Below are 14,295 nucleotides of genomic sequence, written 5' to 3' on the forward strand. Positions count from 1 at the left end.
ATTTTTCCTATAGATGAATGTTAGAGACACTAAAGAACCTCCTGTATATCGACAATATACAAGAGGTTCTTGTGATGGCGGAGGCCCACCGGTTAATTCAGGAGATTCTCCATATATGATGCGGGATCGGCCATGAACGCTTCGAACGTGGAGATTGTTCCATGCTCCTGATGTTCAATATCAGCGTAGCCAATCATTTTTTTGCTGGGATTCCAGACGATCAGAATATGGGAGTACTGCTCCACGTCAGAGGATATGCGCAGCAGTTTCTGTCTGCCCAGCTTCATCTCCACCGTATCGATCAGATGGAAGAATTCGATGTATCCCACGCCGGACGGATTGTCCGGCAAGTCGATTCTGCGGGGACCTTCCGTTAGAAAACGGATTAATGCATCAGGCAGTTTGTACGATTTGAGCACATGCAATTTATTGCTCAAATTGTGAAATTCTTGCGGTTCATGAGATTTCAAATACTCTGCCATTTCTGCGTTCTTCTGACTAATCGCAATCGTGTATGCTCGTTCCCCGTCCTTCTCCTGAATGGTCACATCCGCCCCCTGTTCCACCAGAAATTGAACCATCTTCATATTGTTGTTGCGAGCCGCTATCGTAAGCGGTGTGGCCTTGTAGGGATACACCATATCCGGTTCATTATAGTTAATATCTACACCCTCATCCAGCAAGTACTGAATGGTTTGCAGATCGTGGTCTGACACTGCTCTTCGCAGTGTTTTTCCTCCGTATTTTCGAATATCCAATCCTAGTTCTTTCACAACGGCTAAATTCTTTTTGTTACCGTAATAGGCTTCATCATATGCATTCGACTTCACCTTGCTCAACCCGTTCAATTTGGCACCCTTCTGATGCAGATATCGGATGATTTCTTCCCCGCCATATCTGACCGCCTTAAGGATCGCTGGATTATCCTTTACATTCAAGTTTACTCCGTTATCCACCAAAAGCTTGACCACTGCCTGTTGATTGGTGATTAGAGCAATATCCAATGGCGTCAATGCTATGTATTTGCTGAGCGTAATCTCTTTTTCTAGATCCATGCCCTGTCTAATGAATTCTTCTACAGCGATAACGTCTCCCTTGTAAATCGCCATGGCGTGATCAGGCAACGTTTCAAACGTACCTTGGTTTCCGATTTTGAACAAAAGGCGTAACCTCCCTCTGGTTAATATCTACACGACTAAAAGCTTCTGATGCTCATTATAATTAGTATACCTGCTATCCTTTTTATTTGTACAAACCTCTACCAAAATCATGATTCCAGTCCTAAAGCCTTTCAAACAAACCAGCCCCGAAACATAAAATTCCGGGGCAAGCATCCTCCTTTAAACTACACCAACTCAATCAATCATGCGCTAAATTCGTTGGGTCTGTTGGCACAATATCAACCCCCTTCTCTAATCCCTTAATGGATTTAAGTTGAGAAGTGATGACTGCAATAACGATAACAAACACCCCTGCAATAATAAACAACAACGCAATGCCTCTTCCCGGACCAACGCCGATATATGATCCTACGGTCGAAGCTAGTGCTCCACCTTCCACCAAAAGCGGGTTGAAGACACGGTCTGCCAAAAAACCTGCGAGACTATAGGATACAATAAAACCCAATTGCGATAATATGCCGATGATTCCCCACACCCTGCCTTGCTTCTCGTTGGATATGTTATTACGCACTAATACATCTGCACTCATATTGACAAAAGGCAGGGAGGCCAAAAACAGGAAACCTGCAAAGATAATGATAAAAATATTGGTGGAAAATCCCAAGAGGGAGAATGATATTCCGGACATAACCAGACCCAGAACAAGTATTTTTGAATATTTTTTACTCATGGTGAACATGCCAATGCACAGGCTGCTAATCAGCATACCGATCGCGCTCACAGATAGAAACGTGCCAAGCATCCTTGAATCCGAAAATGATAAGATCATAGGACCAATGAGTGTCTCAAGAAATCCAAGATAAAACGTGATGATTGAAATAATAATGACGAGCAGAAGCACGCCTTTATTCGTCGTGACTTCAATCCAGCCATCGTTTAGCTCAACAAGCCAAGGCTTCCTCTCATCATCGCTTCGCGCTGCTTTAATGCTTTTCCGGATGGCAAGCACCGCTAGAATGGCAACCAGATACGTCAACATATTAATAACCAGAATGACTTCAATGGTTGTTATACTGAGCAGAATTCCCGCTAGAATGGGCGAAAATAGAAACTTGGATGATTCAGCGAGCTGCATCAGGCCGCTGCCCTTTGAATATTGATCTTTATCGAGTAAATCGGTGGCTGAAGCCTTATAGGCTGGACTTTGGATAGCCGAGAACACGGAACTGAAAGTGACGCCAACATAGAGATACCATAGTTCAATATTTCCGATCAGGATCATGATCCAGATAAAAACGAGACCAGCGGCAGAACCAAGATCACCGATGACCATCATCATGCGCCGGTCAAAACGATCTGCAAGGACTCCACCTATAGGACGCAACAAGATATTAGGCAAAAAGGTAAACAGTGTAATCAGTGCCACAGCTGTCGCCATATGGGTTTTCTCAAATGCGTACACTCCAAGGGAGAATGCCGTCATTCCGATCCCCATTGTAGATATGAGCTGTCCGAACCATACCATCAGAAATTTGCCAAATGACCTGTTCTCCATCTGTTTCATTGGATAAACCCCTCTCCAATTAACCGTGTTAGAACCCTTGATCCGTTAGCCATTTACCTAAGCTGCTCTCTCTCGCTTTAAGGTCATGCTGTTCGTTAAACTTACCCATGTTGCGATCTGCCACCAGTTTTCCGTCCATCATGAATAAAACCCGTTCAGATCGAGCTGCGACTTTGACGTCATGAGTAACGATTAATATTGTTGTTCCAGAAGCATTAATGTCTCCAAGAATATCCATGATTTCATTGGTTGAACGTGAATTCAGTGCCCCTGTGGGTTCGTCACCAAACAGAATGTCAGGCTGATTGATCAACGCCCTACAGATAGCAATCCGTTGCAATTGCCCACCCGATGCCTGAGTGATATTGTGGTTGGCCAGTTCATTAATCCCCATTTTTTTCATCAAATTGAGTGCTCGTGTATTAATGGAATCTCTACTGCTTTTTTTGGCCAGATAAGCAGACAGAATGATATTGTCGAGTAGATTCAGATTTTTCAACAGATGGATGTTCTGAAATATAAATCCCATCTTGTTCAAGCGAAGCTGTGCCAATTCTTTTTCCGAGAAATCCGAAATTATCTTGCCAGCAAAATAAACACTCCCGCTACTTACCTGATCCATGCCGCTGACATTGTATAGCAAGGTTGATTTTCCTGATCCCGACGGACCCATAATCGAGACAAATTCGCCCTTCTTCAATTGAAAATTAATATCCTTCAAAATAGGATGCTTCTCACGCTCACCAGTACTGTACGATTTGTTCACGTTTTTGGCTTCCAGGATTATAGCCATGGTTGTCCCCCTATTCGATAATCATTTTGGAAATGCTGGATTCTTTGATGGATTGAATACTGATTAGAGCGGTACAGATAATCGTTGCAGCCAGCAGGAGCGGACAAAGTAAGTACGCCTGTAGCGGGTCAATGACAAAAACGATATTGGACGCTCCGAAAGAAGCCATTATTGCACTGATCAACCACTCGCCTGCAGTATTCGATAGCACGGTTCCTACAAGGACGCCAACACCCAAGACAATAAGGGACATTGATACATATTTGAATTTAATTGTGGAGATGGCAAATCCCAAACTTCTGAAAATTGCGATATCACCGCTGTCCTTTGCGACAAGCATTTTCAGGAATAATGATGTGATCAGGATCGTAACCAATACTGCTATAACAAGCGCCAACACCGTAACCAGCTTAAGCTGATGAATCGTTCCTCCAAGTGTTTGATCTAAGTAGCCTTTTAAATCGGTCACCTTTGCAGGTGAGAACGCTTGCTCATATTCCGCAATTTTATCTGAAATCTTACTACCGTCATCTTTCAAATCCAAACTTACGACATACCAGAGCACACGATCCTTGTTATAGGGCAGCCGTGCTTTGGCAGTCTTTCCACCATTGGTCACATCCTGATATACACCACTGACGGTCATTGTTTTTTCCTGTCCATTTACGATCAGTACCAAGGAATCTCCTGTCTTCTTCTCCATGTCTTTACTGTTCGCATCAGACAAAGCAATTTCATTTTCATTTTTCGGTGCTGCGCCATTCACGTAAGACAAAGGAAAAACGTCAAAGTCACCTGTCTCTACGCTTAAATGATCATAGCTACCTTCACTGTTAAACACTTTGAATTGGCTTGTGACAAGGGGTGAGTATCGAAGTACGTTCTTATCCTTTTGAACATAATCAATTAATTCAGCGTAACGCTGTTCGATATCTTCAGAATGCCTCAGATCAATACGCATATCGCTTTGACCTACACCCATGTAAGAAATGAAGCTAGGAGCTTGTAACGTATGGAGGAAATTTATAGGTACGATCATAATAAATGAACTTATAATAAACACAAACAACAGCAAACGGAACATTTTAATTCGTTGGATGACTTCTTTTAAGCTCAGAAAAACCGGAACTGATAACCACCGATTTTGGGACAAATTTAGTCTGTTTTGACTTATTCTCGTCTCACCCATACTGCCCGAACGTAATGCCTCAACAGCTGAAATGTGATTAAAACGCCGAAGCACACGGTTGCAGAAAAATACAACGATGGCAAATATGAAGACAGCCGCAAACAATGTTATGCCGTAGTGCAACCATGTCTTGGGAGCTGCCCCCATGTAGAGCAACATATTGGACATGAACAAACGGTTAACCCATAGTGATGCTAGAAATCCTACGATAGAGCCCAATCCTGCCATAACAACATATTTACTCAAGTAGAGTTTCTTAATATTACGCTCGGATATGCCGATAGCTTTCATGACGCTAATCTCTCGATAATCTTCTTCAATAGTTGCGAGCATAGTGAAACGAATGCAGAGTAAAGCGATCACAATCAAGATCAAACTGACCAGAATGACTATAGCTGCGACTACCCCATCCGTCAACGCATTCAACAACTGAAACAGATTGTAGTTCACAATAGGACCAGCGTTCGGCAAACTCGTATTTTGATAGGCTTGGGTAAAGTCGCTAATCATCTTGGAATCTCTAAGTCGAAATTCAATCAGATACTCCGACTCTCCCGTATTTTGTTTCAAGGTTTGGAATTCACTCTGACTGATGACAAAACGTTTGGAGTGAATGATCGATGGATTCATTTGAGCATCACGTACAAATTCCACAATCTTGTATGTTCTGCTGAAAGAACCGTCTTTAATATGAATACGGTCACCAATACTCAATTTCTTCTGCTGCAAGTAGTAAACGGGAACCGCGATTTCTCCATCATTCACCTGCACAATCTCACTATCCAGATTCAGCAGAAAATCAAAATCCTGATTTTGTACAACAAAATCAAGATCCATGATACTGTTTTTCTCGGCCTCCGCTCCAAAAAACAAATGAGAACCGTCAATGTTAATCATTTCTACGATCTGGTGTTTATCTACCATTTCATTTGTCTGTGCCCATGTATTCACCTTCATTATATCCAGTTTACCTGCATGCATTTGCACAACATGAGGCGTCTTGGATTCTGTAAATAAAAAGTGAATTGAATTGGTTAACTCCATAATCATTCGTGTACCTGAAGAAACAAGTAAAGCCGCTAGTAAAATAAAAACAAATAGAGCGATGTTGATTCCTTTTTTCCTAAAAAGATCATTTCTCAACATACGTAATAGCATGAATAACACTAGCTCCTTTGTATGGAACACTACTTTGGAATAATCAGGTACACTTTATGTAATTAATTTTTGCCGATATGTCCAACCCTACAGACCAAAGCTCATGTTCCTCTTTTCCTGTAAAATAACCCCATTTATTATGTGACCCGATTGTATCAATAAATATGAACAACTGAATCAGTCTGCGGTCCAGTTCTTACTAATCCCTGAGTCTGAGTGAGGTGGATGAATTGAGAACTTATTTATTCCTATGCTATGATAATGATTCAAACCTTTTTCTAATGAATACTCAATTTATGGGGTAAGTCCCAAATAAGAAAGGACACTATGAATCCTTCATCCATACCATCCATGTTGCATCAAATGATCCCACCGCTTGATCTGCGCAGTTGCTTAGTCAGCGTACGTGGTGAAATCATTTACGAACACTACCGTAATCAAGAAGCAGCTACCCATATTGCAAAAATCAATTCCTGCACCAAAAGTGTGTTGTCCGCGCTCATCTGTATTGCTATGGATCAAGGGGTGCTGCCTGAGGCTGACACGCCGATCTCCACCTTTTTCCCACAGCTGGTATCAGACTCTGACCCCCGCAAACCTGAAATAACGTTAGAGCAGTTATTAACCATGACAGCCGGATTCAACTGGGACGAATTCGGAGGACAGAATTCATTTCCGCGTATGACGCGTACGGATTACTGGGTGAAGTTTGCGTTGGAGCAACACTTAAGTCATGTGCCAGGTACATATATGGAATACAATTCAGGGGTATCGCAGATATTGTCTGCCATCCTCATGCAAAGTACAGGTATGTCCGTAGCTGGGTTCGCGGAACGTTACTTATTTGGCCCGTTGGGGATTCAACAGTATGAATGGGAAAGTGACCCACAAGGTGTACATACCGGGGGGTTCGGTTTAAAAATGTTGCCGCAAGATTTACTAAAATTCGGACAACTGTTTTTGCAACAAGGCATGTGGAACGGGCAGTCGCTGATTTCGAGTGATCTTGTTAGCCGCTCTACAAAACCTGCCATTTCGGTTACTCCACCCAATCATGGTAGTTACGCTTGGCATTGGTGGGTAGATGCTTATACCAACGAAACTTCGGAAGCTAAGGTTGCGGAACAGCCCACTTCCATACTCCACTATTATTACGCCCGTGGATTTGGTGGTCAATTTGTATATATCGTCCCGTCCCTGGAACTCGTTGCCGTGCTCACCAATGACAAACGAAAGAAGGAAAAACCTCCACTGGATGTGTTCCCCAAGCGGATTGCTCCTGAACTGTTAAAATGCTTGTAGCTTTCTTCGTTTTCATTTAATGGGTAATAAATAACCCCCAACCGTTAGGGAGTTTTCCCGAATAGTTGAGGGTTATTTATTACGGCTTTATTAGAACTAGACATGCCAGGCTCTCGATTATCGCAAGCCTTGCAGTTCAGCCTCTGAACTTCCTACCTCCGTCTTTCTATCACGGTAAGATCTGGTATTAATTAGATAGTATAACGTTGCGTAGATCGTAAGAATAAACGTGCCAAAGAACATACAGAAAGCCAGCGATGGACGACTTACACTCTCATGCATAAGTTCAACCAGCGTCTCTCGATTGGTTAACGCATCCCAGCTGTTCAAGCGATATACACGTCCCAGCAGAACACCGTAACTCCCCAGTGCACAACCCGCTAGCACAAATATCCATGAAAACCATCGTCCCAGTTTGTGATGGATCACTTCCTGAAGCTGATACATCGAAAGAAATCCGAGCAATAAACCCGTCCAAACGAACATCAAAACCACAATTAAGTCATACCAGTACTTGTAGTCCAATCCATTGCCTCCGCCATAATAGCGGGAACTGCGTGCCGTCAGGTGGACAAGATCCGTTACAATGTAGGAAGAGTTCGGGAAGAACAATAGCCAGAGCAGTCCGCTTGCAACGACAAACCATGTTGCCCCTTTCCATTTAACATGGCTAAAGCCATAGGCCACATATGAAAACACAAAAGGAATCCAGCCCAAAAACAGATTCCAGATAAGGAAGCGAAAATAGCGCTGATCCAGCCAATCCGCAGCTGCGTAATACAAACCTAGAGTCACCACTGTGACCACACTAAGGAAAATAAATACTTTGATATAATTCAGTTTTCTCAATGATATTTACCTCACTTGATCCAATGAAATACATTCAGTTCCGAAAATAACGGATAATCTCTTCCTTGTTCTTTTCCACACGCAGATTCAGTCCACGTTTATCCTTTAACCCATATTGCTGTAGTTCATGTCCCGGATCAAGCACCAACGGTTTTGTTACTACATCCTCCAACAAGTTCATTGTCAGTTGATAGGCTTCACGCAGCTTATCCACCGGAATAATCGATTCATATCGCTTGATCAACTCAATCAGACGTTCCGCATACACTAGACGCACCATACTGTCCGCACTCGTCAGTTGTCTTGATGCGAATGCTGTGACTGCAGCAATAATCAGCGGATTTGCATGATATCTGGCAATCGACGTAAGCTCATCAACCGCGTCCCAGTTCATGATGGATAATTCAGAGGTTAACTGACCTATTCTTTCTTCCATCCATGTCTGCTCCAGCTCTTGCGGCACATCCCATTGTTTATATTCTGCATAAACACCACCACGATGCATCTGAACAGCGCTCCCATAATGTTTAACGAATAACGCTTTGGGAACACTCCAATCGGTTTCCATCCAACCACCACCATACCTGTCTCTATTTTCGCTTATAACCAGCACACATTACATAAATTTACTGTTGAAGACCATACTAGGATCATACCATTTCCCAAAGGAGAATCAAATTCACAATGAATCCAAATTCAATGCAGCCTCCAAACCGAATACAACCTGCTAACAACACAAATTCAGACTTCACACCCCACTTGAACCATGGCGGGCATGAAATGTTTGATATGCATGAAATTCTGTCAGGAGCCATCAACGTATTGGATCAATACATGATCTTCAGGACGTTTGTACAAGATACTGAACTTCTTCATATTCTTGATCGTCAATACAACTTCATGTTATCCCAATATAATCTGACTGCAGAATGCTTCTCAACTGGGCACAAGCCTCATCACGAGACTGCAACCTACATGATTCCGAACATCGTGCAACCTGTGTATGGCCTCAAGCCGTCCGCTCCGAAAAAGCCAAATCAATCCCTTTCGGATGTCAAAGATGCAGGCATCAGCGGTCATATGCTGGGATTAATCAAGTCTCACGCCTCTTTGCTGGCTATGTCTGCACCTGAAATTACGAATGGCGCCGTACGCCGGGTCATCGCTTCGCAGGTTCAACAGTTTATCGAGATGGCTTACGAAATTTTCACGTATCAAAATCAACATGCCTACTATCAAGTGCCTCAACTCAGTGCAAATGATACCACACAGATGCTTCAGGCCTACGTTCCAGCAAACGGCACACCTCAGATGCCAATCAACAATAAACCACCTCTCCATTAATTTAAAATAAGCTTAATCAACAAAGAACAGTATCTTCAACCCACTCAAGGTTGAAAGATGCTGTTCTTTGTTATTTCCAGAATCAACTAATGTTTGCAGCATGTCTTGAATAACACATTTTATTTTAAAAGAATTCTCCCTTGATTCGATTACCAGAAACTGGTTTAATCAGAATGTGGTCACAATTACTCATTATGTAACATGGGAGGTTTTTGAATGCGATTGAATCCATCGATTAAACTTGGTTTTCTAGCCATTACATTAAGCTTTACGGCCATCTTTGCAACTCTGATAACATCCCAAACTACATTGGCTGCACCTGTCCCAGCTTCCAAAGCGGTATATCATCAATTTCAAATGTATTCAAAAAATGCAGTGAAATCCACGCCCAGCCTGGTTCAGGCACGTAAATATCTATTGAATCATATCGATGAAGTCGGACCTTGGCAGGCTACCTTGATGACCCTTCAACTGGAGAATTTGCAAAAGATCAGACTGGCTGACTTGGATCAAAAAATGTATACGGAACTGTTTCAAAGCGTTCTCTATGAAGCCCATTCCAACATAGGTTATGAACAAAGGCTTACATATAGCAGTCTGCTCAAAGTGATTAAAGATCCGTCCGTTCGCAAGCTCTTGCAGGAAGCTTCCGATCTGGGATTCAAACTGGAAACTAGTGAAGGTCTATACTATCCCATCCTCAATTATGAGATGTACAAAAAGTTTCAGCCCTACGTGAAACCTGACATTGTTGCTTACATTGATATTATGGCTGCGGAATCCAACCAGCCCACAACTTCCGATGCGGCCTTTATCATAACCTGGGATGAACTCATCCGGCGTACTCTAGAAAAGGAAGCTTTCCTGAACAACTTCCCAAGCTCTAATCGTACGTCAGCAGTTAAAAATTCACTGTACGTTGGTTACCTGTTTTATGGAAGTGATAACTCTCCCGCCTATGACTGGTACACGGAAGAAGAAATTCGTACTATCGATCCAGAAGTGAAAAAAGCATATGAAAAGGCTGTGGCAAATAGGGAGACTAACACGAAGAGTGTACTTCTGGATACAGTGGAGAAGATTTTGCATCTTCTCGATAAGAGTAACGACGAACTTACCCCAGAAATCAGAGAGATTACTGACCATGTTGAAAGCCTGTTTGCCAATAATTAATAAATAATAACCGGTCCAAAATGGATGTTGTTAGTTCACAATAAAATTAGCTACAATCTCAAAGCTAAAAAGAAGCGGCACTCCTCTTTACAGGATGTGCCGCTTTAACATGCCTTGAGCCCTTCTTATTCCATTCCAGAAAAGTATTATCTCGATACCGATGTAAGTTTGTCTGGATTCACAACGAGATAGAACCCCTCAATTCGCTCTCCAAGAGAGTCCAGTTCCAAACACAGAACTTCGGACAACTGTCCGTTTTCCAGTAACACAAGGTGCTGCTCTCCGTTGATAAATGTAGGCACCCACTCTCGTTTTCGCAATCGGGTAAGCACCCGGCGAGAGGTCAACAAGGCGAGTACACCCTTACGAACCCTCATCGTTCTCATGACCGTATGCACACGTCCACCGCCATCTGCCGTAAATACCGGTTGTTCAGCAAGCAGCTCCAGCATCTCGGAGACATCATAATTCAGAAAAGCCGTTGTAAAACGAGCCAGCAATTGCTCTTTTGCAGCATAATCTGCAGAACTCTGTTCCATCGGCGGAAGTCTATCGGGAAGCTTGCGTCTCGCCCGGCTAAAGATCTGACGGCAGTTGCTCTCTGATTTGCCCAGCCAATCCGCTATTTCCGTATATTCATACTGGAATGCCTCACGAAGTACAAAAACGGCGCGCTCCATTGGGGAAAGCTGTTCCAGCATAACCAGATAAGCGTAGGAGATCATCTCCTTCTGCTGCACGGTTTCTTCCGGGATGTTACCCATTTTACCGTCACTCATCGGCTCGGGAAGCCATTCTCCAACATAACTTTCCCTTTGATTGCGGGCAGAGTTTAGCAGATTCAGACTTCGGTTTACGATTAGTTTAGCAATATAGGACTTGGCATTACGGATATCATCAAGAGACTTGCTCTGAAGCTCTGCAAAACAATCCTGCACAATATCTTCAGCCTCCACAACACTGCCAAGCATGCGGTAAGCAATGGAAAAGGCATAGGCTTTGTAACGAATATACAATTCACCAACTTCCAGAGAAGACACTTCTGGCTCATTGGTGAGGGAATTGAATTTCATGAGAATGGCCTCCTCTGGCAGATGGTCGAATGTTTACTTAATTAAAGCAGCCTGGATACATCCCTGTTGTAATGGCAATCCGGTTCCAGCTATTAATCGTGTTGATCGCCATGATCAGATCCACCAGTTCGGCCTCACTGAAATGTTCTCTAACTTTTTCATACAATTCAAGTGGTACGCCTTGTTCCGAAATTAGTGTTACGGCTTCAGCCAGCTCCAGCATAACACGTTCTTTTTCTGTAAACAAAGGCACCTCGCGCCACACGCTCAGCAACAAAATGTGATCGGCATAATCTCCAAGCTTCAACAGATCTTTAGCATGCATATCAAGACAGAACGCACAACTATTGATTTGGGATACACGGATTTTCAGTAGCTCATATAACGGTTTGTCTTCAAACTGACCTGAAATGTGCTGCTCCAATGCCATCATTGCTTTGAAAGCACCCGGGTTAGCCACTCTATAATTCACTCTTAAACTCATTGCATTCGCCTCCGTATTTTGGTCTACAATCTTAAGACAAACCAAGGCTCACATTTGTGACATTTTTCTATAAAAAATTTCTTCAGCATACTCAGGCACAGAATATAGCTCGATTAACAATTAAGTAATTAATCTGCGTGGAGCATAACCGACATAAATATAGTTCACGTAAAGCGTTATGTATAAACAGGAGTTTCCGTATTTATGTTAGCTGTTTGATGTTTTGTTTGTGATTTTGAACAAATAATCATTATACATATTGATACACGAAACAAAAGAGTAGTAACATACGGCTACAAAGTAAACTTTCCTGACATGAAAAAGAACGATTCATTATCCTAGCAAGGAGTGATTTCCATGATAACTTCCAATTCCAATCCTCAACTTACATCTGAACTGCCTCGCGGTTGCACGTTCTCCGCAGAAGACTGGCATGTATTATCTCAATATTGGTATCCCATTGCCCAGGCAAGCGAAGTGACAGATAAACCACTTGCCGCTCAATTGCTTGATGTCCGTTTGGTCCTGTATCGCAGCAACGACAAAGTTGTAGTTGCCAAGGATCTTTGTTTTCACCGTGGTGCTCCGCTCAGTAAAGGCTGGGTAGAAAATGGGGAAATTGTCTGCCCATATCATGGTTTCCGTTACAACTGTGAGGGTAAATGTACCGCTGTACCTGCACACCCCAGCTCCAAAATTTCTCCCAAATTGAAGCTTATCGTATATCCTGCAGTCGAACGTTATGGCCTGATTTGGACTTCACTCGCCGGTACCGACGAGCAGATTCCCGCATTCCCGGGATGGGATGATCCAGATTATATCAACATCTTGCCCCCGAACTTTGATATCGCAGGTTCTGCTGGACGTCAAATGGAAGGGTTTCTGGATGTATCCCATTTTGCCTACGTGCATACCGAAACGTTCGGCGACCGGAACAACACCGAAGTGCCCCAATACAAAGTAAAACGCGTAGGCAATGAACTGCTTGCCGAATACTGGAGTTCTGTCAGCAACTATGGCAAAGGTCAGGATAATGTCGCACCCGAAGGTTTTCAGTGGCTGCGTGAATTCCGGGTATTTCCGCCATTTGCCGCATCACTTACGGTTCACTTCCCGGAGAACGACAAGCTTAACATTCTGAACTGTGCCTCTCCCATCTCTGCACGTTTTACGCGGTTGTTCTGTCCGATTACCCGTAATTTTGACAAGGATGCTCCGATTGAAGATACAATTAAGTTTAACTTGCAAGTATTTGAGGAAGATCGGGAAATGGTGGAATCACAGAAGCCAGAGGATTTGCCACTGGATCTGCATGCAGAAGCGCATATTCCCGCAGACCGTACCTCTATCGCTTATCGTCAGTTATTGACAGAGCTTGGTTTGGGACGAAATTACACATCATAAATTGAAAACAAATGGACAAAAAAAGAAGCGTTTCTACGAACGCTTCTTTTTTGTATAATTGCTACACTTTCACTCGTGACAATGTACTGGGTTTTACCCCATTTAAATGCCTTATATCGTTCACTTACCCTTGATTATTCGTGTTCACAGGAGGTTCTGTATAATACGGACAGCCTGGTTCGTGAATAATGCGTGGATCAACCCATGTTCCCCAATATGGAAGTCGATTCACATAAGGCTGCACGTTGGGATGGCTATTCGAGTTAGGCATGTTGGTGCTCGGGGAAACTTGAGTAACACAGTCCACTGGCGGACCAACGATTACCGTTTTTTGAATTGGAGCAAGCGTTTCCTTCACCTTGTTCTCATCCAGACAATACGTATGAGCCAGAACACTCGCAGGTGTTAGCCGTAAAATATCCGAACCAAATATGGCTTCAGGAACCGGGGCATCGAAGATAGCCAGCAGATGAGTCTGATCTACCGTTGCAATTTCATAGTGCCACCAGCCTTGCGGAACATTCGCTACTTGACCCGGTGTGATCGTAAAATTCAACAACTCTTTGGTAAACGGGTTAATAAGGGAAACGACCGCTGAACCACTGATACAATACACCAGCTCGGATGCATTCTGATGAATATGAGGATCAACCACATTGCCCGTGCTAAGAAAAATGTCCAGCAAGGATACGTTACCCAATGTGTTTAATTGCTGAATGGAGAGAACATTAATATAGTTATTTCCGTCTTTTTGGAAGAAAGAATTCTGGTTCACGTCAGCTGTAAATTGGGTGGTAGGTGAGGTGAAGTCCATATAAGAGGTTGCCAAAATAAAACGCCT

Annotated in this window: 13 protein-coding genes; 4 read left to right on the forward strand and 9 right to left on the reverse strand. The window is 43.1% G+C overall.

Going from position 1 to position 14,295, the window contains the following annotated elements; all coding sequences use genetic code 11:
- Positions 1–92: 92 nt before the first annotated feature.
- The 4 genes from BUA17_RS09665 to BUA17_RS09680 form a co-directional block, all read right to left on the reverse strand.
- Positions 93–1,160 carry an ankyrin repeat domain-containing protein gene (locus BUA17_RS09665; RefSeq protein ID WP_072733359.1) on the reverse strand — a complete coding sequence of 356 codons (1,068 nt, stop codon included), beginning with the start codon at positions 1,158–1,160 and terminating at the stop codon, positions 93–95.
- A 199-nt stretch (positions 1,161–1,359) separates the two neighbouring features.
- The gene (locus BUA17_RS09670; protein WP_244552102.1) at positions 1,360–2,685 is read right to left on the reverse strand and encodes an MFS transporter; all 1,326 of its coding nucleotides are present in this window, start codon (positions 2,683–2,685) and stop codon (positions 1,360–1,362) included.
- 28 nt (positions 2,686–2,713) lie between these two features.
- The gene (locus BUA17_RS09675; RefSeq protein ID WP_072733360.1) at positions 2,714–3,478 is read right to left on the reverse strand and encodes an ABC transporter ATP-binding protein; all 765 of its coding nucleotides are present in this window, start codon (positions 3,476–3,478) and stop codon (positions 2,714–2,716) included.
- 10 nt (positions 3,479–3,488) lie between these two features.
- On the reverse strand, positions 3,489–5,825 hold the full coding sequence (locus tag BUA17_RS09680) for an ABC transporter permease (RefSeq protein ID WP_072733361.1): 2,337 nt from the start codon (positions 5,823–5,825) through the stop codon (positions 3,489–3,491).
- 327 nt (positions 5,826–6,152) lie between these two features.
- Here BUA17_RS09680 and BUA17_RS09685 point away from each other — a divergent pair, with 327 nt between their 5' ends.
- A complete protein-coding gene (locus BUA17_RS09685) occupies positions 6,153–7,127 on the forward strand; it encodes a serine hydrolase domain-containing protein (protein ID WP_072733362.1) in 975 nt (324 codons plus the stop codon).
- Between the two features lie 117 nt (positions 7,128–7,244).
- Here the strand turns inward: BUA17_RS09685 and BUA17_RS09690 are convergent, their stop codons facing one another.
- Together BUA17_RS09690 and BUA17_RS09695 are read right to left on the reverse strand one after the other, a co-directional pair.
- Positions 7,245–7,976: a DUF1361 domain-containing protein gene (locus BUA17_RS09690; protein WP_063563137.1), complete on the reverse strand. Its 732-nt coding sequence runs from the start codon at positions 7,974–7,976 to the stop codon at positions 7,245–7,247.
- 34 nt (positions 7,977–8,010) lie between these two features.
- A complete protein-coding gene (locus tag BUA17_RS09695) occupies positions 8,011–8,544 on the reverse strand; it encodes a hypothetical protein (RefSeq protein ID WP_072733363.1) in 534 nt (177 codons plus the stop codon).
- 131 nt (positions 8,545–8,675) lie between these two features.
- On the opposite strand from BUA17_RS09695, the gene BUA17_RS09700 reads away from it, so the two are divergent.
- Both BUA17_RS09700 and BUA17_RS30590 read left to right on the forward strand, forming a co-directional pair.
- Positions 8,676–9,320, forward strand: a complete 645-nt coding sequence (locus tag BUA17_RS09700) for a spore coat protein (RefSeq protein ID WP_072733546.1) — start codon at positions 8,676–8,678, stop codon at positions 9,318–9,320.
- A 216-nt stretch (positions 9,321–9,536) separates the two neighbouring features.
- Positions 9,537–10,493, forward strand: a complete 957-nt coding sequence (locus BUA17_RS30590; protein WP_083584631.1) for a hypothetical protein — start codon at positions 9,537–9,539, stop codon at positions 10,491–10,493.
- 146 nt (positions 10,494–10,639) lie between these two features.
- On the opposite strand, the gene BUA17_RS09710 is transcribed toward BUA17_RS30590, so the two are convergent.
- Together BUA17_RS09710 and BUA17_RS09715 are read right to left on the reverse strand one after the other, a co-directional pair.
- A complete protein-coding gene (locus BUA17_RS09710; RefSeq protein ID WP_072733364.1) occupies positions 10,640–11,566 on the reverse strand; it encodes a sigma-70 family RNA polymerase sigma factor in 927 nt (308 codons plus the stop codon).
- Positions 11,567–11,603: 37 nt separating this feature from the next.
- A complete protein-coding gene (locus BUA17_RS09715; protein ID WP_072733365.1) occupies positions 11,604–12,050 on the reverse strand; it encodes a carboxymuconolactone decarboxylase family protein in 447 nt (148 codons plus the stop codon).
- Positions 12,051–12,407: 357 nt separating this feature from the next.
- On the opposite strand from BUA17_RS09715, the gene BUA17_RS09720 reads away from it, so the two are divergent.
- Positions 12,408–13,454, forward strand: coding sequence for an aromatic ring-hydroxylating oxygenase subunit alpha (locus tag BUA17_RS09720; RefSeq protein WP_063563141.1), 1,047 nt, complete (start codon positions 12,408–12,410; stop codon positions 13,452–13,454).
- A gap of 124 nt (positions 13,455–13,578) precedes the next feature.
- On the opposite strand, the gene BUA17_RS09725 is transcribed toward BUA17_RS09720, so the two are convergent.
- Positions 13,579–14,283, reverse strand: a complete 705-nt coding sequence (locus BUA17_RS09725; protein ID WP_063563142.1) for a cupin domain-containing protein — start codon at positions 14,281–14,283, stop codon at positions 13,579–13,581.
- Between the last annotated feature and the right edge of the window lie 12 nt (positions 14,284–14,295).

The sequence above is a fragment of the Paenibacillus sp. ov031 genome (genome assembly GCF_900143165.1).
GTDB lineage: Bacteria > Bacillota > Bacilli > Paenibacillales > Paenibacillaceae > Paenibacillus > Paenibacillus marchantiae.